General features: G+C 63.2%; 19 protein-coding genes. 9 read left to right on the top strand and 10 right to left on the bottom strand.

Annotated features, from left to right (window positions below):
* Positions 1 to 106 precede the first annotated feature (106 nt).
* Genes HSDC_RS13035 through HSDC_RS13050 form a run of 4 tightly spaced genes read left to right on the top strand, consistent with a single transcriptional unit; the run spans position 107 to position 3790 of the window.
* Positions 107 to 706 (top strand): helix-turn-helix domain-containing protein, encoded by a 600-nt coding sequence (locus tag HSDC_RS13035; RefSeq protein WP_064700372.1) that lies wholly within the window; start codon positions 107 to 109, stop codon positions 704 to 706.
* Positions 703 to 1365 (top strand): response regulator transcription factor, encoded by a 663-nt coding sequence (locus HSDC_RS13040; protein ID WP_064700373.1) that lies wholly within the window; start codon positions 703 to 705, stop codon positions 1363 to 1365. Before HSDC_RS13035 ends, HSDC_RS13040 begins: the two co-directional genes overlap by 4 nt.
* Positions 1362 to 2735 (top strand): sensor histidine kinase, encoded by a 1374-nt coding sequence (locus tag HSDC_RS13045; RefSeq protein ID WP_064700374.1) that lies wholly within the window; start codon positions 1362 to 1364, stop codon positions 2733 to 2735. The genes HSDC_RS13040 and HSDC_RS13045 overlap by 4 nt, the downstream gene beginning before the upstream one ends.
* Positions 2732 to 3790, top strand: coding sequence for an ABC transporter substrate-binding protein (locus tag HSDC_RS13050; RefSeq protein ID WP_064700375.1), 1059 nt, complete (start codon positions 2732 to 2734; stop codon positions 3788 to 3790). Before HSDC_RS13045 ends, HSDC_RS13050 begins: the two co-directional genes overlap by 4 nt.
* 128 nt (positions 3791 to 3918) lie before the next feature.
* On the opposite strand, the gene HSDC_RS13055 is transcribed toward HSDC_RS13050, so the two are convergent.
* The 5 genes from HSDC_RS13055 to HSDC_RS13075 form a co-directional block, all read right to left on the bottom strand.
* On the bottom strand, positions 3919 to 4335 hold the full coding sequence (locus HSDC_RS13055) for a septal ring lytic transglycosylase RlpA family protein (protein ID WP_064700376.1): 417 nt from the start codon (positions 4333 to 4335) through the stop codon (positions 3919 to 3921).
* 49 nt (positions 4336 to 4384) lie between these two features.
* Positions 4385 to 5194 (bottom strand): uroporphyrinogen-III C-methyltransferase, encoded by an 810-nt coding sequence (gene cobA, locus HSDC_RS13060; protein WP_064700508.1) that lies wholly within the window; start codon positions 5192 to 5194, stop codon positions 4385 to 4387.
* Between the two features lie 224 nt (positions 5195 to 5418).
* Positions 5419 to 6879, bottom strand: a complete 1461-nt coding sequence (locus HSDC_RS13065) for a sodium-dependent transporter (protein ID WP_064700377.1) — start codon at positions 6877 to 6879, stop codon at positions 5419 to 5421.
* 189 nt (positions 6880 to 7068) lie between these two features.
* A complete protein-coding gene (gene hppD / locus HSDC_RS13070; RefSeq protein ID WP_064700378.1) occupies positions 7069 to 8169 on the bottom strand; it encodes a 4-hydroxyphenylpyruvate dioxygenase in 1101 nt (366 codons plus the stop codon).
* A 255-nt stretch (positions 8170 to 8424) separates the two neighbouring features.
* Entirely contained in the window at positions 8425 to 8733 is a 309-nt protein-coding gene (locus HSDC_RS13075; RefSeq protein ID WP_064700379.1) for an MTH1187 family thiamine-binding protein, read from the bottom strand.
* Positions 8734 to 8904: 171 nt separating this feature from the next.
* Between HSDC_RS13075 and cfa the strand changes: the two genes are divergently transcribed.
* Positions 8905 to 10056 carry a cyclopropane fatty acyl phospholipid synthase gene (gene cfa, locus HSDC_RS13080; protein ID WP_064700380.1) on the top strand — a complete coding sequence of 384 codons (1152 nt, stop codon included), beginning with the start codon at positions 8905 to 8907 and terminating at the stop codon, positions 10054 to 10056.
* 22 nt (positions 10057 to 10078) lie between these two features.
* On the opposite strand, the gene HSDC_RS13085 is transcribed toward cfa, so the two are convergent.
* Entirely contained in the window at positions 10079 to 10690 is a 612-nt protein-coding gene (locus HSDC_RS13085) for a hypothetical protein (protein ID WP_064700381.1), read from the bottom strand.
* Positions 10687 to 12252, bottom strand: a complete 1566-nt coding sequence (locus tag HSDC_RS13090; RefSeq protein ID WP_064700382.1) for a sigma-54-dependent transcriptional regulator — start codon at positions 12250 to 12252, stop codon at positions 10687 to 10689. Before HSDC_RS13090 ends, HSDC_RS13085 begins: the two co-directional genes overlap by 4 nt.
* Before the next feature lie 285 nt (positions 12253 to 12537).
* Here HSDC_RS13090 and phhA point away from each other — a divergent pair, with 285 nt between their 5' ends.
* The 3 genes from phhA (at position 12538) to HSDC_RS13105 (ending at position 14985) form a co-directional block, all read left to right on the top strand.
* On the top strand, positions 12538 to 13353 hold the full coding sequence (phhA, locus tag HSDC_RS13095) for a phenylalanine 4-monooxygenase (protein ID WP_073292155.1): 816 nt from the start codon (positions 12538 to 12540) through the stop codon (positions 13351 to 13353).
* Positions 13354 to 13458: 105 nt separating this feature from the next.
* Positions 13459 to 13797 (top strand): 4a-hydroxytetrahydrobiopterin dehydratase, encoded by a 339-nt coding sequence (locus HSDC_RS13100; protein ID WP_064700383.1) that lies wholly within the window; start codon positions 13459 to 13461, stop codon positions 13795 to 13797.
* A complete protein-coding gene (locus tag HSDC_RS13105; RefSeq protein ID WP_064700384.1) occupies positions 13798 to 14985 on the top strand; it encodes an amino acid aminotransferase in 1188 nt (395 codons plus the stop codon). It abuts the gene before it with no gap.
* Positions 14986 to 15095: 110 nt separating this feature from the next.
* Here HSDC_RS13105 and HSDC_RS13110 read toward each other — a convergent pair whose 3' ends face one another.
* The 3 genes from HSDC_RS13110 to HSDC_RS13120 form a co-directional block, all read right to left on the bottom strand.
* A complete protein-coding gene (locus HSDC_RS13110; RefSeq protein ID WP_064700385.1) occupies positions 15096 to 16355 on the bottom strand; it encodes a D-amino acid dehydrogenase in 1260 nt (419 codons plus the stop codon).
* Between the two features lie 192 nt (positions 16356 to 16547).
* The gene (locus HSDC_RS13115) at positions 16548 to 17834 is read right to left on the bottom strand and encodes an MATE family efflux transporter (RefSeq protein WP_064700510.1); all 1287 of its coding nucleotides are present in this window, start codon (positions 17832 to 17834) and stop codon (positions 16548 to 16550) included.
* Positions 17835 to 17963: 129 nt separating this feature from the next.
* Positions 17964 to 19781 (bottom strand): putative bifunctional diguanylate cyclase/phosphodiesterase, encoded by a 1818-nt coding sequence (locus HSDC_RS13120; RefSeq protein ID WP_064700386.1) that lies wholly within the window; start codon positions 19779 to 19781, stop codon positions 17964 to 17966.
* 279 nt (positions 19782 to 20060) lie between these two features.
* Here HSDC_RS13120 and HSDC_RS13125 point away from each other — a divergent pair, with 279 nt between their 5' ends.
* Complete coding sequence (locus HSDC_RS13125) at positions 20061 to 20855, top strand: 2OG-Fe dioxygenase family protein (RefSeq protein ID WP_064700387.1); 795 nt, start codon at positions 20061 to 20063, stop codon at positions 20853 to 20855.
* Positions 20856 to 20875: the final 20 nt, after the last annotated feature.

Consider the following 20875-nt stretch of genomic DNA (forward strand, 5'->3'; position numbering starts at 1 on the left):
ACAACGTTCCTTAGGATAGAAAGCTAGGCGTGACGCTCCGGCGGGTCAACGTCCTCCGAGGCAAATTGCGACCAAAGTTTAACCCCGTGAGACATAGAGGCATGGCATGGCACAGGATCGCGTTGAAGCCGTCGAACGCGCCTTGACGGTACTCGAGGCCTTCGACTCACCCCAGGAGCACTTCACCCTCGCCGACCTGGCCCAGGCCACCGGTTTCTACAAGAGCACTCTGCTGCGCCTGCTCGGTTCGCTGGAACGCCACGATTATGTCCAGCGTGGCGCCGACGGACGCTGGCGCCTGGGCAGCAGCCCGTCGCGCCTGGCACGTCGGCATGCTCCTTCGCGCCAACTGGCCACGTGCATTCAGCCCCTGCTCGATCGACTGACGGCCGAAACCGGCGAAACCGCCGCCCTGCTGGAGGTCCAGCCAGGCATCGCCGAATGCCGGCTGGTCGCTCTGCCCGCTGCCGATCTGCGCCATGACCTCAGACCAGGACAACGCTGGGAAATCGCCACCCCCGAAGATCCCCGCCCATCGCTGCCGGGCGGCACCATGGAATGTCATCTGCTGGAAGGCGATCCGCATGCCCCCTCGCTGTGGCTGACGCTTTCCGGGCCGGCGAGCCGACTCAGCCCGCAACGAGCGCGCCATGCGCTCGACAGCGCCGTGGCGCGGCTCCACAAGAGCAAGGAGGCGACACCATGACGGTACTGCTGGTGGAAGACGATCGCCTGCTGGCCGAAACCCTGGTGGATACCCTGCAACTCGAGGGGCATCAGGTTCGCCACCTGGCCGACGGCAGCGAAGCACGCAACCACCTGGACACACCGGATCATGGCCATGCCCTGATTCTGCTGGATCTCAATCTTCCCGGCTGCAGCGGTCTGGATGTGCTGGAAGTCCTGCGTCGACACGACCCCGACACCCCCGTACTGATCCTCACCGCACGTGGCGCCGTGGAGGATCGGGTACGCGGCCTGGATCTCGGTGCCGACGATTACCTCGCCAAGCCCTTCGCGCTGGACGAACTCGAGGCCAGGATTCGCGCCCTGCTGCGCCGCCGCGAACGTCACCAGGTGCTCCAGGTGGGCCCGCTGAGCTTCGATGGCCTGGCACAACGCTTCAGCCTCTCCGACACGCCCCTTGCCCTACCACCACGTGAACAGCGCCTGCTGGCCTGCCTGATGCGTCATGCCGGCGAGCCAGTGGACAAGGCACGGCTGGCCGAGGAAGCCTTCCAGGGCGAGCCCATGGGCGACAATGCCATCGAGGTCTATGTCCACCGCCTGCGCAAGCGGCTGCACAATGACGGCATCGCTCTGCGCACGGTACGCGGCATCGGCTACCTGCTGGAGGCAACGTGATCACCCGGGATAGCCTCTATCGCCGGCTGCTGACGTGGTTGCTGCTGCCACTGCTGGCACTGGGCGGACTGATGCTGTTCCAGGCCTGGCTCGATGCCCGTCAGACGGCCGATCGCGCCTTCGATCGACTGCTCGAGGCCTCGACCCTGGCGATCGCCGAGCAGGTCCAGTGGCAGGATGAGCGCTTGTGGCTCGACCTGCCGCCCGTCGCACTCGAGATGCTGGCGACCGACGCCGAGGAGCGAGTCTTCTACGCCATCTATGACGACCGGGGGCGCTTCGTTACCGGCAACGCCGAATTGCCGGGCATGGCCGATGCCGCTACCGGCGCCGATGACGAGCTCCACTATCGTGACATCCAATGGCGCGGCATGGCCCTGCGCGAAGGTATTCGTCGCACGCGCCTCGAGGACTGGCGCCAGCGTGAACGCTTCGAGGTGCGGGTCGCACATACCCAGGAAGGACGCGAGCGCCTGGCCCACCAACTACTGCGCGGCAATCTGGCCTACATTCTCGGCATGGCCCTGCTGGCCGCCGCTATCCTGGTGATCGCCATCCGTACCGCCCTCGCTCCGCTCACCCGCTTGCGCCGCGCCATCCGCGCCAGGGATCCGCGCACTCTGGCCCCCCTGGAACTGCCCCTGCCCCGGGAACTGGCCGAACTGCGCGAGACGATCAATGAATTGCTGGCACGCATGCGCCGCGTTCGCGCCAATCAGGAGCGCTTCATCGGCGATGCCTCGCATCAGTTGCGCACGCCCCTGGCCGGCCTCTCGGCCCGCGCCGAGCTGGCACTGCGCCAGGACGATCCGGCCCAGTGGCATCAAGCCCTGGTCGCCATGCAGGAGACCAGCGCCCGCACCTCCCGGCTGGCCATTCAACTCCTGTCGCTGACCCGGCTCGACAACCCCGAATATCGCCCCGAACTCGCGCCTGTCGCCCTCGATGAGCTGGCCCGACGAACCGTCAAGCAGCACTGGAGCGCCTGTCATCGCGACGGCGTCGATCTCGGCGTGGAAGCGCCAACGGCGACGGTCCAGGTACAGGGGCTGGACTGGCAGATCGAGGAGGCCTTGGGCAACCTGATCGACAACGGTCGACGCTATGGCGCCCGCCGCATCACCGTCAGGGTCACCGATGCCCCACCAGTGCTCGAGGTCGAGGACGATGGCCCCGGCATTCCCGCAACCAAGCGACTGCTAATGCTGCGCCCCTTCCATCGCGGCAGTGACGACCCGGATGGCTCCGGGCTGGGGCTGGCCATCGTCGACGGCATCGCCCGGACCCATGGTGCACGTCTGTCCCTTGAAGACGGCCACGACGCCCAGGGGCTGAGGGTCATTCTGAGGTTTCCCGGAGATCCCCGATGAAGCATCTCGTTGCGCTGTTCGTCCTGCTGTTTCCACTCAACGTCGTCGCCGAGGTGGTGCATTACCCGGCCGACACCGAGCAGCCGGCGCAGCTGGTCGTGCACGGAGCCCTGGACGTGTCACATATCCGGCCATTGCTGGAGGACTTCCATCGCCGCCATCCGCACATCGATCTGACCTATCGCAACCTGGATACCCTGCCCCTGTACCGACGCTTCCTGGCATCACCCGACAAGGCCGATATCCTCATCTCCTCGGCCATGCCCTGGCAGTACCGGCTCGCCAACGATGGTCATGCCCGGCCGCTGGACACGCCCGGCGCGCAGGATTGGCCTGCCTGGGCACGTTGGCGTCACGAGCTATTCGCCTTCACCTTCGAGCCCATCGTCATGGTGGTGCGCCGCGAGCTGGTGGAACGCTACGGTCGACCGGACAGCCACACCGAGCTGCTGGCGACCCTGCGCGATCACCGCGACGAGCTGAGCGGTCGCGTCGTGACCTACGACCCGCAGCGCAGCGGTGCCGGCTACACCTACGCGATCGAGGAATCACGACTCTCGCCACGCTATTGGGATTTGGTCACGGCACTGGGCGATGTCGACACCTCACTGGTCGACACCACCGGCGAGATGCTGGAGGGCCTTTCCGAGGGGCGCTACTGGATCGGCTACAACCTGCTCGGCAGTTACGCTCGCCGTGTCGTCAATGCCGACCCCGACCTCGAGATGGTCGTCCCGGACGACTATACCCTGGTGATCCAGCGCCTGGCCTTCATGGCAGATCAGGCGCCGCACCCAAGCAGCGCGGTGCGTTTTCTCGACTATCTGATCAGCGAGGCCGGGCAAGGCGTGATCGCCGAGCAGACCTCCCTCGGAGCCGTGCATCCGGCATTGAGCGGTCCTGGCACGGCCGATGCCTGGCGTGCCGAGCACGGCAACGCCTTGCGCCCGCTCACGCTGAGTCCCGGACTGCTGGCGACCCTCGACGATCTCAAACGCCAGGCGCTGCTGACACGCTGGCGTCGCGAATTCGGCCGTGAGGATGCCTCACGCTGAGAGGTCGTTTCGAAGGAAGAAGGAAGAAGGAAGAAGGAAGAAGAAGCAGGCTTCGCCGGATCACCCGACAGCGTCAAGCACGGTCGAGGACCTCGGCGAGCCCAGGTACCTTTTCGACAAATGCAGGCTCAGCGCACGTAACTGAGCTCCACCGGCGCCACACCGCGCCCCAGCATGCCCAGTTCCCGGGCGGCACTCTTGGAAAGATCAATGACGCGCCCATCGACATAGGGCCCCCGGTCATTGATCATGACCTCGACCTGGCGACCATTGTCGCGGCGAGTCACCAGCACCTTGGTGCCGAACGGCAAGGACTTGTGGGCCGCCGTCAACGCCCGCTGATCGAACGGCACACCGCTGGCGGTGGTGCGCCCCTGAAAACGGTCGCTGTAATAGGATGCCACCCCTTTCTGGATCGGCGTCATCCCTGATTCGCTGGCCACGCCATCACTCGCGCAACCGCTCAGCAGAAAAAGCGCCACGGCAAGCACGCCATGTCGCAGGAAATGGCGCTTAGCGCCACTCGTCTTGTCGGAAAACCCCATGCGTCACCTCACGACAGCTTGTACACCCATACCAGCCTCCTCACGGTAATCAGGTGCCTCGAGACGTGTCAGACGGCGTCGGGTGCTTTCCCTGCAACCAGCCAGCGGCCCCGGCTCGTGCGTTATCGAACCAATCCAGCGCGCCGTGCAACGTCACCACATCGCCGACGATGATCAGTGTCGGCGGTCGAATCTTATCCGCATCGTCCGCCGAAGGCAAATCGGCCAGGGTTCCCACGTGGACCCTCTGGCGTCGCGTGGTCCCCTGCTCGATCAGCGCCAGTAGGGTATCGGGCGCCAGACCATGGGCCTGCAGGCGCTCTCCGATGATCTCGAGACTCCCGAGCCCCATGTAGAACACCAGGGTCTGCCCCGGTCGAGCCAGCGTCGGCCAATCCAGTTCGCACCCTCCATCGCGCAGATGGCCGGTGATGAAACGCACCGACTGCGCATGGTCGCGGTGGGTCAGGGGAATGCCGGCATAGGCAGCACACCCCGAGGCGGCGGTGATGCCGGGCACGACCTCGACCATGATACCCGCGCCGACCAGGGCTTCGAGCTCTTCGCCTCCCCGGCCGAAGATGAAGGGGTCCCCGCCCTTGAGCCGCACGACCCGCTGACCGGCACGCGCCCAGTCTACCAACGCCTGGTTGATGCCCTCCTGAGGCACGCTGTGCCTGGAACGCTCCTTGCCGACGTAAAGTCGTCGGGCATCCGGATTGGCCAGCGCCAGAATCTCCTCGCTCACCAGGCGATCATGCAGGATCACCTCCGCCGACTGCAGGCGACGCCAGGCCTTGATGGTCAACAGTTCCGGATCTCCCGGCCCGGCGCCCACCAGACTGACTCGCCCCGGCATCGATACGGAAGACGACGGCGGCAAGGCATCGCTCGACGAGGTTCGGGAGGCGGCACTCATATTCCAATATTCCTGACCGGATAAATTTTATATGCAATAAAGTAATAAAATTGTCGAAAAATTACCACTAACGACTCAGCGCAAGCATATAACCAACCAAGGGGGTGAAATGACATCGCCCCCGCGAAGCGGGGGCGATGTTCAAGGATCGGCTGCTATGGCCGTCAGGGGCAGAAGGCGCGCTTCAATCCCGGACGGGTCAGTTCGCCAATCAGGGTGATGATCGCCAGCACCAGCGCCAGCCAAGGCCACTGGGCGGCGAAATCGATATCGAGCCAACCCAGGGCATCGACGAAGATCAGCAGGATACCGAGCGGACTCACGTAACGCACCATGAACAACCAAAGACCATGGATCAGCGGCGACAGGCCGAGCTCCTCGCGAAGCGTCTCGCTCTTGAGCACGAAGCCGGCGAGCAGTGCCATGCCCAGTCCACCCAAGGGCATCATCAGACGCGAGGTCAGGAAGTCCAGCCAGTCGAAGAAGTGCTTGCCGAGCAGGGTCCACTCGGCGCCGACATTGAACGACAGCATCGCCAGCGTGCTGATCACCCAGAGGACAATGCCGGTCCCCCAGGAGGCCGCACGACGGCTGAGTCCCTTGTTATCGGTCAACCAGGACACCGTGGCCTCGACCATGGAGATCGACGAGGTCAGCGCCGCCATGGACAACATCACGAAGAACAGGATGCCGAACAGGGTGCCCAGAGGCATGGCCTGGAACGCCAGGGGCAGGCTCATGAAGATCAGCCCTGGGCCACTGCCCGGTTCCATGCCGTTGGCAAAGATCACCGGGAAGATCGCCAGGCCCGCCATCAACGCCACCAGCGTATCGGCCACCGCTACGGTCAGGGTGGTACGACCGATGGAGGCCTCGCGCGGCAGGTAGCTGCCGTAGGTGAGGATGGCGCCCGACGCCAGCGAGAGGGTGAAGAAAGCGTGCCCCATGGCTGCCAGCATGCCCTCGCTCGACAGGCTCGAGGCATTGAAGGCGAACAGGAAGCGCAACGCGTCGCCGAAGCCGCCCGAGAAGGCGCCATAGCCGATCATGATGAGCAGCATGATGACCATGCCGGGCATCATCCAGCTGACACTTTTCTCGATACCGGACTGCACCCCCTTGCCGACGATCACCATGGTGGCCACCGCCACTACCGTGCTCCAGGCACCGAGGCTCCAGGGATTGGCGTTGTTGGCGGAAAAGATGGCGGCCATGTCGTCGACACTGGAGCCCGCCAGGCCGCCGCTGAGCATCTTCCATAAATAGGCGAATGACCATCCTGCCACGACCACGTAGAAGCACAGGATCATGAAACCGCACAGCATGGCCATCCAGCCAAGCAACGACCAGGCCGATGAACGGCCCGATTCGCTGGCCATCCGGCGAATGGCGTCGATGGGGCTGCCACGACCGCGTCGCCCGAGGGCGATCTCGGTCATCATCACCGGAACCCCGACCGACAGGATGCAGACCAGGTAAACGAGCACGAAGGCCGCTCCTCCGTACTCACCGGTCATGTAAGGGAATTTCCATACGTTGCCCAGGCCGACCGCAGAGCCGGTAGCCGCCAGGACGAAGCCCCAGCGGCCGAGCCACTGGATACGGGGTCGTTCAGTCTTTGTCATGTTACACCAGGAATCACGGAACTCTTGTTTTACCCGTCACTGTTAGGTCGCCTACCACGCGACATGGCAGATTGCAGCGACGATATTGTGACGGATTTTGTCGTGATTGGGCAGAGAGGCGGTAGATTGTTCTCGTCAGGCGCCTCGTGCCCGCCCCCGCCAGGAGGTGGCGGGGGCGAACGTCACGGCTCAGTCGTCCTTGAGCACGCCACGACGAATCTGGTCTTCCTCGATGGATTCGAACAAGGCCTTGAAGTTACCTTCGCCGAAGCCATCGTTGCCCTTGCGCTGGATGATCTCGAAGAAGATCGGTCCGATCACGGTCTCGGTAAATATCTGCAGCAACACGCCCTGCTCGGGACCGCCATCCACCAGCAGATTCAGCTCACGCAGTTCCTCGAGGTTCTCCTCATGGTTGGGCACCCTGGCATCGACCTTTTCGTAGTAGGTGTCCGGGGTGGTCATGAAGGTGATGCCATTGGCCTTGAGCGCGCGCACCGTGGCATAGATGTCATCGGTGGCCATGGCCAGGTGCTGAATGCCCTCGCCATTGTACTCGCGCAGGAATTCGGCGATCTGGGAGGTATCGTCGGCGGACTCGTTGATCGGAATGTGCATCTTGCCGCAGGGCGCCGTCATCGCCCGGGAGTGCAGGCCGGTCTTCTTGCCTTCGATATCGAAGTAGCGGATCTCGCGAAAGTTGGCCAGGCGTGTATAGAAGTCGGCCCAGACATTCATCTGGCCTCGATCGACATTGTGGGTCAGGTGATCCAGGACCTGCAGGCCGGCGCTGTTGTCCTGCGGGCTCGTTCCCGGAATCGGCTCGAAATCGATGTCATAGATAGTGCGCCCCTCGCCGTCCACCTTGTGGTCGACGAAGTACAGCAGGGAGCCACCGATCCCCTCGACGGCGGGAATGCCCACCTCGCCAGGGCCAACCGGCGTTTCCACAGCCTTGGCGCCAGCCTCGACAGCGTGCTCGAAGGCCAGCTTGGCATCGGCGACACGCCAGGCCATGGCGCAGGCCGAAGGACCATGCTTGGCCGCGAATGCAGCGGCATGACTACCGGGCTCGGCGTTCAGCACGAAATTGATGTTCTCCTGCTGGAACAGGCTCACCGCCTTGGAGCGATGACGACGGGTTTCGGTGAAGCCAAGGGTCAGGAACAGGGCGCGCAGGGCCTCGATACCTTCCTCGGTGGGAGCGGTATACTCGACGAATTCGAAGCCATCGGTACCGATGGGATTGGTTTCGCTGATGGTCCGGGGCGTCTTGGCGGGAGCGTTCATGCATCCTCCGATGTCGGTTGTGGTTGTATCGGTCGCTGCTGTCTACCGGGCACTCGGCCCTGAGATGCCTCCAGCCTAGTGCTCCCCTCGTGACCCCGGAATGCCCGAATCACCGGCATCGATCGGTATCGACCGGCATCGACCGCTCCCTGGTGTAAAGACTGCGTGACAGCACCGTCTCCGCCCCGCTCAGCCCTCCCTCCGTGTAACGATATCCTTACACTGCGTCACATCAGGCTGACACCAATGACGCCATCATGCCTTGTCGCCGAGTCGCTCGACCACACTCGAGACCTTGTCGTCCATGTGCTGCACACGATCCGTTCGCGTGCTAATCTTCATTGTCGTGGTGATGCGCGGCGCCCCCATGTCATGGACGACCTCATGGCAACGCTTGACCGCGGCCATCACGTCGTCCCAAGGGCCCTCGACATTGGTGCCGTAAGCGTGCATGCGATGCTCGAGCCCCGCCTCGCGGATGACATCCTGGCAGGCCGCAACATGGGCGGACACCGAAACGCCGACCCCGATGGGCACCACACAGATATCGATGATCACATTCATCCGTACTCCTTCATGCAGAATGTCAAAAGGGTTGATTACCAAGAACAATTGGGCCTGGTCTACGCTCAGTATTTATAACAGGAGTCCTGAAGGACCCGCACCTGATCCAACATGCCACATCCCGGCCCGCTACACTCTCCCATTCGCGTCTGAAGGACCAGGAGGACTTCCATGACCAGCGAACCGCACCTTGGCCCCGTCGCCCTGCCCGACTCCCGGGCTCGCCACACCGTCGAGAAGCTGCTGGACGGCTCCGGCGTCACCCTGAACGGTAGTTCACCCCAGGACATTCAGGTCTACCACCCCGATTTCTTCTCGCGCGTCCTCCGCCAGGGCACCCTGGGCTTGGGAGAGGCATACATGGATGGCTGGTGGGAGTGCGAGCGCATCGACGAGATGGCACACCTGATGCTGCGCCACGGGCTGGGCGAGCATGCCAAGTCACGCTCGGAACGCTGGAAATATCGCCTGCTGTCGGGCGTCATGAACCTGCAGAGCCGTGCCAGAGCCTATATCGTCGGCGAGGCGCACTATGACCTCGGCAACGACCTCTTCCAGCGCATGCTCGATGAAACCATGTGCTATTCCTGCGGCTACTGGAAAGACGCGAAAAACCTGCACGAGGCCCAGGTCGCCAAGCTCGACCTCGCCTGCCGCAAGCTGGACCTGCACCCCGGCATGCGCGTGCTGGACATCGGCTGCGGCTGGGGCAGCTTCGCCGAGCACGCTGCACGCCATTACGGCGTCGAAGTCACCGGCATCACCATCTCCCGCGAGCAGGCCGAACTGGCCCGGCAGCGTTGCCAGGGACTACCGGTCGAGATCCTCCTCGAGGACTACCGCGACCTGGAAGGGTCCTTCGACCGCATCGTTTCCATCGGCATGTTCGAACACGTCGGCCACCGCAACTACGCCACCTACTTCGATACGGTGCAACGCCTGCTGGCGAAAGATGGTCTCTTCGTTCTTCACACCATCGGCTCCAACAAGTCGGATATCGGCGCCGACCCCTGGATCAACCGCTACATCTTTCCCAACGGCGTCCTGCCGTCGATCAAGCACATCGCCGACGCCAGCGAGGGCAAGCTGTTGATGGAGGACTGGCAGAACTTCGGCGCCGACTACGACCGTACCCTGATGGCCTGGCTGGCCAACTTCGATGCCCACTGGCACGAGATCGCCGATCGCTACAACGAGCGGACCCGTCGAATGTTCCGCTATTACCTCTCGGTCTGTGCCGGCGCCTTCCGGGCTCGGGACCTGCAGCTCTGGCAAGTCGTCTATTCGCATCGTCGGGACGGTCGCTACGACGCGCCTCGCTGATCCCACCGTCTCATAACGACGGTCACAGGCGACGCCGCTGCCATAAACGGGTCGCCAGGTGGACGGGGAGATACAGCAGTAGTGGCCAGGCCAGCATCAGACCGATCAAGTAGACGACGGGGTCGAGCAGGCCTTGCGGCGTCCCGAACGGGCCATGCACCCAGTTGACGTTGCGCCAGGGCTCAGTCAGCAGGAAGGCGGCCGGTACCGCCACCCAGGTCAATGCGGTCTGCCAGACCAACGCCCTGGGAGCATACCCCAGGCGGGCGACGCCGGCACCGGCGACCAGCGGCAGAATCAAGTGGTAGAGCGACAGCAACCTTACTCCCAGGGGCGTATTGGCGTCGAACATGTATTCGGTGCCACCGATGGGATGCCATCCGGACACCCAGGCAACGCCTGCATCCAGTGCCCAGAGGCTGCCCACCAGGGCAGTGGCCAGCCACTGCATCGAGATGATCAGGCGACTCTCCGCCCAAAGGCCTATCAGCAGCAGGAAATTGGCCAGGTTGCACAGCCACAGATAATTCTGAATGCCGACCTTGAGGGCCACGGCCGGTGCCCAGAACAGGATCCATAGCGTGAACGCCACCTTCAACCACAAGGGCAGACGCCCGGAAAAACCGGCCTTCATGCCTCCTCTCCTCCACCGATGCCGTGTCGCTTGAGCTTGTTGGCAATGGTGGTGTGCGAGACGCCGAGGCGTTTCGCCAGTTGGCGGCTCGATGGATTCTGCGGATAGAGCGTAGCCAGCACCCGGCGCTCGACCTCGCCGAGGATATCGGCCAGCGAACCATCCAGATCGATGCCGGACAGGCCCGGAGCCTGGCCGACGTCGGGAAGACGCAACTGACCGGGCTCGATGGTCCCGCCCTCGCACAGCGAGACAGCCTGGAAAAGCACATTCTCCAGCTGACGCACATTGCCTGGCCAATGATAGGCACAGAGCCTGGCCACGGCGGCCGGCGACAGGGTCGGCAACGGGCAGCCGATCTGTCGCGCAGCACGATCGACGAAGTGCCCGGCCAACGCCTCGATGCCATCCAGGCAATCGCGCAGCGGCGGCACCGTCAGGGTGAGCACGTTGAGGCGATGATAGAGATCCTGACGAAACCGTCCCGCACTGCAGAGGCTGGGAAGATCCTGCTGGGTGGCGCAGATCACTCGCACATCCAGGTAGGTCTCCTCGTCGCTGCCGACCCGCCGGAAACCGCCATCCTGCAGGAAGCGTAGCAGCTTGACCTGCATGCGCGGGCTGGTCTCGCCCACCTCGTCAAGAAAGATGGTACCGCCGGCGGTCAGCTCCAGCAGGCCGAGCTTGCCCTCCGGGCGAGCCCCCTCGAAGGCCCCCGGTGCATAGCCGAACAGTTCGGTCTCGGCCATGGATTCCGGCAAGCCGGCACAGTTCAGCGCCATGAAGGGGGCTTGCCCCCGCGCACTGGCCAGATGGCAGGCCCGCGCCAGCAGTTCCTTGCCGGTGCCCGTCTCGCCCTGGATCAACAGCGGCGCATCCAGCGGTGCCATGCGCCGCGCCTCGCGGATCAAGGCTTCGAGCCGGGGGCTCGACTGGAACAGCGATTCGAACCCCCGCAGTTCCTGGCGCTGCACCTGATAGATGCGCTCGCCGATGCGATCGGCGCGATGCAGGGTCACCACGGCGCCGGCCAGCGAGGCCACGTCTTCCAGGTTCTCGCGATGCAGCGGCGCGATGTCGGCAAGATAGGTGGCCTCGTGCAAGCGGATACGCAGCCCGTTGACCCGGGCATTGTTGCGCCGAATCAGCGCCGGCAGGTCCAGATCGGGCAGATACCGGTCCAGCGACAGCCCCGGCACTTCATCGACACGCACGCCGAGCAGCTGGCCGGCCGCGCGATTGGCGGCCACCAGATGGCCTTCCATATCGATGGACATCACGGGATCGGAAAGCGACGACAGCAGCGCGTCGAGCTCGAGATGGCGACGCTCGCTGGGCATCAGGCTGACGCGGCGCACCCCGAACACCCCTGGCACCTGCTCCAGTTCGGGTCTCAAGGTGGCCAGTTGGGCATTGAGCAGGTTGGGCACATGCAGGTAGATGGCATTGCCGTGCTCTCCGCCGACCTCACCATGGGCGACGTTGAGCCCATAATCAGCAAAGTGGGCAACGATATCGCGCAGGATACCGATCCGGTTCTGGCAATGAAATCTCAAGCGCATGGAGGTCTCTTCGATCGGAAAACGGGCGACGCGACATTACGTGTCAGGTCGACGTGACTCGAGTGTCAAGATAACGTGACACCTGCCCTGCCACAACGCGCCTCATCCCGCTTCACCTCGCCAGAGTGGCCGTGGGTGCCAACAACTGTAACGTTTCCCTTACGCTTCCGCTCTCGACGAACCACCCGTCGATGCGGCATGGCCCTGCCATCCCCGCACCGCAGCGCCTAGGCTCAAGGATATCCCTCAGGCACATAACAACCTCAATCCACCGCGGGAGATCCCATGAAGGCACGAGACGACCAGATCACCAGCAAGACCGGCTATCGGGTCCACATGCCGGATGACGACGGGCACATTGCCTGGTCGGCGCGCGAGAATGCCACCTGGCAGACTCTCATGGAGCGACAGCTCGCGCTGATCGAAGGACGCGTATGCCAGGAATATCTGGATGGCCTCGAACGTCTGGCGCTTCCGCTCGACCATGTGCCCCAGCTCGCTGATGTCGATCACGTTCTCAAGGCCGCCACCGGCTGGGAAACCGCCCAGGTACCGGCCCTGATCCCCTTCGACACCTTCTTCGAACTGCTGGCCGCCCGACGCTTCCCGGTCGCGACCTTCATCCGCGCCCCGGAAGAAATGGACTACCTCCAAGAACCGGACATCTTCCACGAGATCTTCGGCCACTGCCCGATGCTCACCAACCCGGCCTTCGCCGAATTCACCGCCACCTATGGCCGGCTGGGCCTGGAGGCGGCACCGAAGGAGCGGGTCTATCTGGCACGACTGTACTGGATGACCGTGGAATTCGGCCTGGTCGATACCGCCGCAGGACGGCGCATCTATGGCGGCGGCATCATCTCCTCGCCCAAGGAGACCCTGCATGCGCTGTCCGACACGCCGGTTCATGCTCCCTTCGACCCCATGGATGCCCTGCGCACTCCCTATCGCATCGATATTCTCCAGCCGCTCTACTATGTACTGGACAGCCTGGAAACCCTGCATGAACTATCGGAACGCGACATCATGGGCATGGTCCACGACGCCATGGCGCAGGGGCTCTTCGAGCCGCGCTTTCCGCCCAAGTCACTTTCCGCCTGACCCCACAGTCACCGAAGCCGTCGGTGCCTGAACGCGCCAGTGCCCTTGAGTCTACGCCCTGGCATCCCCAGACATTCCAGGAAGACCCAACGACGAGGAGTCATCATGAGCGAGCTTTCCGAACAGCAGTGCGAGGCGTGCAGTTGGGACGCCCCTCACGTCACCGAGAGCGAAATCGAGCAATACCGTCGCGACATCCCCGAGTGGCAGATCGTCGAGCGCGATGGCATCATGCAACTGGAGCGGATCTTCAAGTTCCGCAACTTTCGTCAGGCCCTGGCGTTTACCAACGAGGTTGGCGAAATCGCCGAGCAGGCGGGGCATCACCCGGCGCTGCTGACCGAATGGGGCAAGGTCACCGTGACCTGGTGGTCCCACGAGATGAAGGGCCTGCACAAGAACGATTTCATTCTTGCCGCCAGAACCGACGAGGTAGCGAAGTAAATGTTCGAGCAAATTGAGCGGGTCCCCGGGGATGCCATCCTCGGGCTCATCGAGGCCTTCAAGAAGGACACCAATCCCCAGAAGGTCGATCTCGGCGTCGGCGTCTATCGTGACGCTCAGGGCAACACCCCGGTGATGCGCGCGGTCAAGGATGCCGAGGCCCTGCTGCTCAAGAACGAGTCCACCAAGACCTACATCGGTTCCCACGGCGATCCACGCTACGGCCAGGCGGTACTGCCCCTGGTGCTCGGTGAAGGCTCGCCGGTGCTCGAGGCCGGTCGCGCCAGCGCCACCCAATCGCCCGGCGGTACCGGCGCCCTGCGCCTGGCGGCGGACTTCATCGCCACCCAGTTGCCCGGCAAGGACATCTGGGTCAGCGACCCGACCTGGCCGAACCACCTCGGCATCTTCCCGGCTGCGGGCCTCACCCTGAAGAAGTATCCCTACGTGGATGCCGAGAACCGGCTCGACTTCGACGGCATGCTCGCCGCCCTCAAGGAGATTCCCGAAGGTGACGTGGTGCTGCTTCACGCCTGCTGCCACAACCCGACCGGCTTCGATCTCTCCCGCGAACAGTGGGGACAAGTCCTGGAAGTGGTCAAGCAGCGCAATCTGCTGCCGCTGGTCGACTTCGCCTACCAGGGCTTCGGCGAAGGTCTCGACGAGGATGCCTATGGCCCGCGCCTGCTGGCCGAGAACCTCGATGAGGTGATCATCACCAGCTCCTGCTCGAAGAACTTCGGCATCTACTGCGAGCGGACCGGCTGCCTGATCATGGTCGCCAAGGACAATGAGCAGATGGAAAACGTGCGCTCGCAGGTCGCCATCGTGGCCCGCGAGAACTATTCCAACCCGCCGGCCCACGGCGGCGCCATCGTCGCCGAGATTCTTCATTCGGCCGAGCTCGCCGCCATCTGGCGCGAGGAACTCACCGAAATGCGCGACCGCATCAATACCCTGCGTCGCGACTTCGTCGAGGCCTTGAAGCCCTATGGCCTGGATCAGAAGTATGCCTGCGTCGCCGAGCAGCGCGGCATGTTCTCCTATACCGGCCTGACGCCGGAACAGGTGGATCGCCTGCGCGATGAGTTCGGCATCTACATGGTGCGTTCCGGCCGTGCCAACGTCGCCGGCTTCTCCCAGGAGAACCTGCCCTATCTCGCCAAGGCGATCGCCGCCGTCAACTGAGTTCGCCGAGGCCTCCCCAGGCCTCTGCCCGGCAGCATGGCCGGGCAGGCAACCGAAAGGCCCCGCCGGCATGTCCGACGGGGCCTTTTCGATGCCGGCTCATGACACCTTCATGCCGCGTAGCGCGATACGTCCAGGCCTGCGGGATCGATGGCGGTATCACGCCCGTCGATCAGGTCGGCCAGCAACTGGGCACTGCCGCAGCTCATGGTCCAACCCAGGGTACCGTGGCCGGTGTTCAGCCACAGGTTGTCATGTCGGGTTGCGCCGATGATCGGCGTGGAATCCGGCGTCATCGGACGAAGACCGGCCCAGAACTCCGCCCTGGCCACATCCCCCCCTTCTGGGAAGACATCGCGCACCACCATGCCGATGGTCGCACGACGCTTCTCCAGCAGGCTCAGGTCATAGGACGCCAGCTCCGCGGTGCCGCCGACGCGAATGCGGTCATCGAAGCGAGAAATCGCCACCTTGAAGGTCTCGTCCATCACCGTGGATTGCGGCGCGCCGCCGTCATCGACGACGGGCACGGTCAGGCTGTAGCCCTTGACGGGATAGATCGGCAGGCGAATATCGAGGTCCTTGACGAGAAAGGGCGAATAGCTGCCCAAACAGACCACATAGGCATCAGCGGTCCATTCGCCGGCGCTGGTCACCACACTTTCAATGCCGCTTCCGCCACGCTTGAGGCGCTGGACCTCGACATTGAAGCGGAAATCCACGCCGAGTTGCTCACGGCAATAGTCGGCCAACCGATTGGTAAATAGGTGGCAATCCCCGGTCTGATCATCGGGCAGGTGCAGGCCGCCGACGAACTTCCCGGGCACCCGGGCCAACGCGGGTTCCACCGCCTTGATCGCTTCGGCATCGAGCAGATCGTGGCGCACGCCGCACTGGGCGAGCACCTGCATGTCCTTGGCCACCGCCTCGACCTGGCTCTCGTGGCGGAACAGTTGCAGCAGGCCCCGCTGACGATCCTCGTAGCGGATGCCCGTCTCCGCACGCAGGGCATCGATGCAGGCCCGGCTATGTTCGGCGATACGCACCATGCGCTCCTTGTTCACCGCATAGCGTTCGGCATTGCAGTTGCCGAACATCTGCAGCATGAAGCGCGCCATGGTCGGGTCCATTCTTGGCTGGATCTTGAGCGGCGCGTGTTCCTGGAACATCCACTTCACGGCCTTCTGCGGGATGCCAGGCGCCGCCCAGGGAGAGGAAAAACCGAAGGATACCTGGCCGGCATTGCCATAACTGGTCTCCATGGCCGGCGACGGTTGACGGTCCACCACCGTTACCTCATGGCCCTGGCGTGCCAGATAATAAGCGCTGGTGACGCCCACGACGCCACTTCCCAGAATCATTACCTTCATGCTTTCCCCTCTTGTGCTTGTGGTCGCTGCCAGCAGGCCATCGGCACCCGCCCGGCGCCTCGGGAAAGCAGTATAAGGATTACAAGATAGATGTTTATTCTGTTTTATGGATAATAATCAGATATAAAATTCAAATTATATTTCCAAATATTTTTAAAATCCTATAGAAAACAACAAAAACAGAACAAAACACTATGATGATACCGCCGCCATGCGACGTGGACTGGAAAGCACACGACGCAACAGTCCCCAGGCTGCCAGACCGGCCAGCAGATTCCCCAGGGCCGCGCCGGCCGCCAGCCCCGTCAGACCAGCCAGCCAGGTCCCGATCCACAGGCAAGGCAGATAGAAAACGAACAACCGCGCCGCGGACATCAACATGGCGCGCAGAGGCCAACCCAAGGCATTGCCGGCGGACACCACCAGCATGCAGACCCCCAGGGCCGCATAGCTCGGCAGCATGAAGCGTACCAGCATTGCCAGGTCTCCACGCACCTCGGGATTGCCCGACAACGCCTGCGCCACCCAGGGCGCGGCCACCGCCAGGATCAGCCCCAGTGCCAATTGCCAGACCACGACAACCCGCAGCGCCAGTCGCAGCAGACGATGTATCTGCGCCCAGTCCCCAGCGCCATAGCAGCGCCCCAGCCAGGGTGGCAGCGACATCGTCATGGCCAGCACCACCATCAAGGATACCGTTTCCAGGCGATTGGCCAGGCCCCAGGCTGCGACTTGGGCCTCTCCCAGGCTCGCTACCGCCGAAATGGCAAGCATCGCCGCCAGGGGAGGCATCAACTGGCTGATCATCGCGGGGCCGGCAATGCCCGCAAAGGGACGAAGCGAGAGACGCCATTCGTCCACGAGCCCTTGCCACGACAACCAGTCGAGGCCCGCCAGTCGCCAGCCCAGTATCATCAGTCCCAGGGCGAAGGCCAGCACCGTGGCAATGGCAGCACCGGGCAGCCCCAGGCCGGGCCAGGGGCCGGCACCGAAGATCAACAGGGGATCGAGCGCCAGGTTGACCAGGCTGGTCACAACCATCAACACGCCCGGCAGACGCGTGTTGCCATGGGCCCGGAACAGGCTGTAACCGAAATACAGGCAGGCCCCCAGCCAGGCGGACAGCAACTGGGGGGTCCAATAGGAGCGAATCAATCCCAGCGATTCGGGCGCTGCCCCCAGACGCAGGAAGATAGGCGCCTGCAGCCACCACAGCAACAGCACCAGCAGTGCGATCACGCCGGTACCGCTCAGCAGTACCAGACTGCCCAGGCGTTTTGCCCTGGCCTGCTCGCCCGCGCCCAGGGCTCGCGATATCAAGGCGGCAATGGCGATGCCCATTCCCACTTGAACGCCGATGATCAGAAAGCTCAGCGGAAAGGTGAAGGACTGCGCCGCCAGCGGTGCCGTTCCCAGCCGCGCAATGAAGGCACTGTCGACCAGTTGAAAGCCGAGCAGAGACAACACGCCAATGGCCATCGGCCAGGTCTGGCGCCACAGCGTCACGCCCAGCGACGGCGCAGGGGTCGTATCGGTATGACTCACGATGACTCCGGATAGTGCACGATAAGCCCCCATTCTACGCCATCTCGCAGACCAGCGCGGGGCTTACCTCGACCACCCCGCCGTACCGCCCAGCAATACCTGGATATCGGGCGCCGGCATGGGGCGATAGAAGAAATATCCCTGGGCCAGATCGCAGCGCATCTCGCGTATCAGGGAGAGCTGCTCCGCACTCTCGACGCCTTCGGCCACGACCTCAAGCCCCAGGCGATGGCCGATGAAGATGGCGGCTTCCATGATGGCGCGGTCCTCGGGCTGCTTGGGCGCATCGCGCATGAAGGCGCGATCGACCTTGAGGGCCGTGACGGGAAAGTGCTTGAGATAGCTCAGCGAAGAATAGCCGGTCCCGAAATCGTCAATGGCAATGCGCACCCCGCGATGATACAGGCGCCTCAGGTCTTCCAGCACCAGGGGAGCGGCTTCGATGAGCACATTCTCGGTCAACTCGATTCCGATATCCTGCGGCGTCAGGCCATATCGTTCCAGGCATGCCTCGAAGCGCGCCAAGGTGTCGGGCCGCAGCATCTGGCGCCCCGAGAGGTTGATATCGACTCGCGAGGTCGAAAACCCTGCTCTGCGCCATGCGGCCTGTTGTCGACACACTTCCTCCATCACCCAATCGCCGAGCCGATGGATCAACCCCGACCGCTCGGCCAGCGAGATGAACTCTCCCGGCGGGACAAAGGAGGAAGAATCGCGTGGCTGCCAGCGCAGCAAGGCTTCGAGATTCTCGATACGACCGCTGACCACGGAAACCTGGGGCTGGTAATGCAGGCTCAGTTCCCGATGCTCGATGGCCAGCTCAAGCTGTTCGACCATCCGCTGCTCGCGGACCAGCTCATCATGGTGATGCTGCTGGAAGAATTGCAGCCCGCCCGGTCCATCCAGCTTGGCGCGATTCTTGGCGACGTCGGCATTGCGGATCAACTCCCGGGCACTCAGGCCATTATCGGGAAACAGACTGACTCCCATCGCTGCGGTGATCCGACGCTCCCCCTCCTCCATCACGAAGGGTCGGCGCAGCGTCTGCTGCACCTTGCCGACCAGGCGGCTGATATCCTCTTGCTGATCCACCCCGGGAAAGGCCATCACGAACTCATCACTTGCCGCACGGGACATCAGATCGGCCAATCGCTGTTCCTGTCCCAGCCGCCGGGCCAGCTCGACCAGCAGACGATCGCCCTGTTCATAGCCCATGGCATCATTGATCTCGGAGAAACGGTCGACATCGAGATAGATCACCGTCAGGCCGGCTTGTCGCTGAAGGCAGTTTTCCAGCACCTCTTCCAGCTCGGTTTCGAAAGCATGCCGATTGGGCAGATGGGTCAAGGCATCGAAATGCGTGACGAAGGCCAGGTCGCGACGTGCGCGCTTCTGATCGGACAGATCGACATCGATACAGAACATCAGCGGAGACTCGGTATGCTCACCAAGCATCACATGGTGGGAGAACACTGGTACCCGTTCCCCGCTATGATGCCTGAGTTCGAGCTCTTCGGCCGGAATCTCCTTCCCTTCCTGGATCCAGGCACGATGCGCCTCGATCATGTCCTCGCGCATCTCGTCGGGAATGATCAGGTCCTCGAGTCGCCTGCCGCTTGCCTCTTCGGCCGTGTAGCCATAAAGCGTCGTGCTGGCCTCGTTCCAGTAGATGACGCGACGATCCCGGTCATAACCCTGCACCGCAACCTTGGGGAGACTCTCGAGCAGCGCCCGGAAGCGCTGTTCGCTCTCCTGGTACTGACGCCTGACCCGCTCCACGTCGTCCGTCGGCGTCGGGCAAGTATAGTTCGGTGGCTTCCCACGACGTCTCACTCCGATGCGACGCAACCACTGTCGTAGACGCGAAGCGCGACCGACCATGTCCACCCTCATTGTTGTAGGAAGTAGCCGACAAGGGTATGAGATTTCTCATACGTCATCCATGACCAAGCATGATGAAAACTGTCATTGATGCCGCACGAGTTCAAGCGCCACGAATACGATCGTTCCGCTCCTGACGGCATGCCTCATTGATTTCGGTGCCATTCCATGGCTTCGAGACTTTGACATTGAGTTACATCTCTCCTCCTTTCCTTACTGTTGCCCGGTGTTCTCCGGCAACGATCCGAAAAGTCACACTCTCAGGAAAGGAGTCATTCCATGAAACTCGACACACTCAAGTATGGATTTGATAGCACCACCATGCCGTCGGACTCCCTCGGCGACTACTGGTCGCCCGAGGTCACGGCGCAACTGGCGGAGCAGGACTGGGCGATGACCAGCCTGCGGGACCGCCTCGATCTGCCCGCCTGGCAATCCTTCACGGCGGATCTGCCGAGAGACCCTTACGTCAATCAACGCTGGAAGCGCATGTCGTGGCTGGCCCTGGACGGGAATGGTGAGGTTCAGGACATGGGGCACTGCCCCATGGCACAGGGAGGCGCCTTCAATGATGCCGAAAGCATGGCCGACCGGCTGCGCTACTATGCCCCCTTGACGGAGACCTTCCTGCAGCGCCCCGATGTCAAGGCCTTCGTGCGCGCCTGGGCGCGGCTCTGGAAGCTTCAGGCCAACGAGCCGATCCTGATGCAGATCACGGGCGTCAGGGGCAAGGGGCAGGTCGACCCTCTCCAGGGCCAGGGCATCCATGCCGACGGATGCCAGGCCTTGAGCATCATGGTGGTCAGCCGCCACAACGTGACCGGTGCCGACAATCACCTCTATGCCGACAAGGCCGGTACCCGGCCGGTGGCCGACGCGACACTCGATCCGGGCGACATTCTGCACCTGCGTGACGACCGGCTCTACCACAGCGTGGACGCCATCACGCAGCAGAATGCCGAGGAGCCCTTCGAGCGCTTCATCATCATCATCAACAGCCGGTTCGTGGATCCTTTCCAGAACCGGGTCCTGCGGCGTCATTTCCCGGACGCCGTGCTCAATGAAGCCTCATAAGCTCGTGTTCCGGAGGCGGT

The organism is Halomonas caseinilytica, from assembly GCF_001662285.1.
GTDB lineage: Bacteria > Pseudomonadota > Gammaproteobacteria > Pseudomonadales > Halomonadaceae > Halomonas > Halomonas caseinilytica.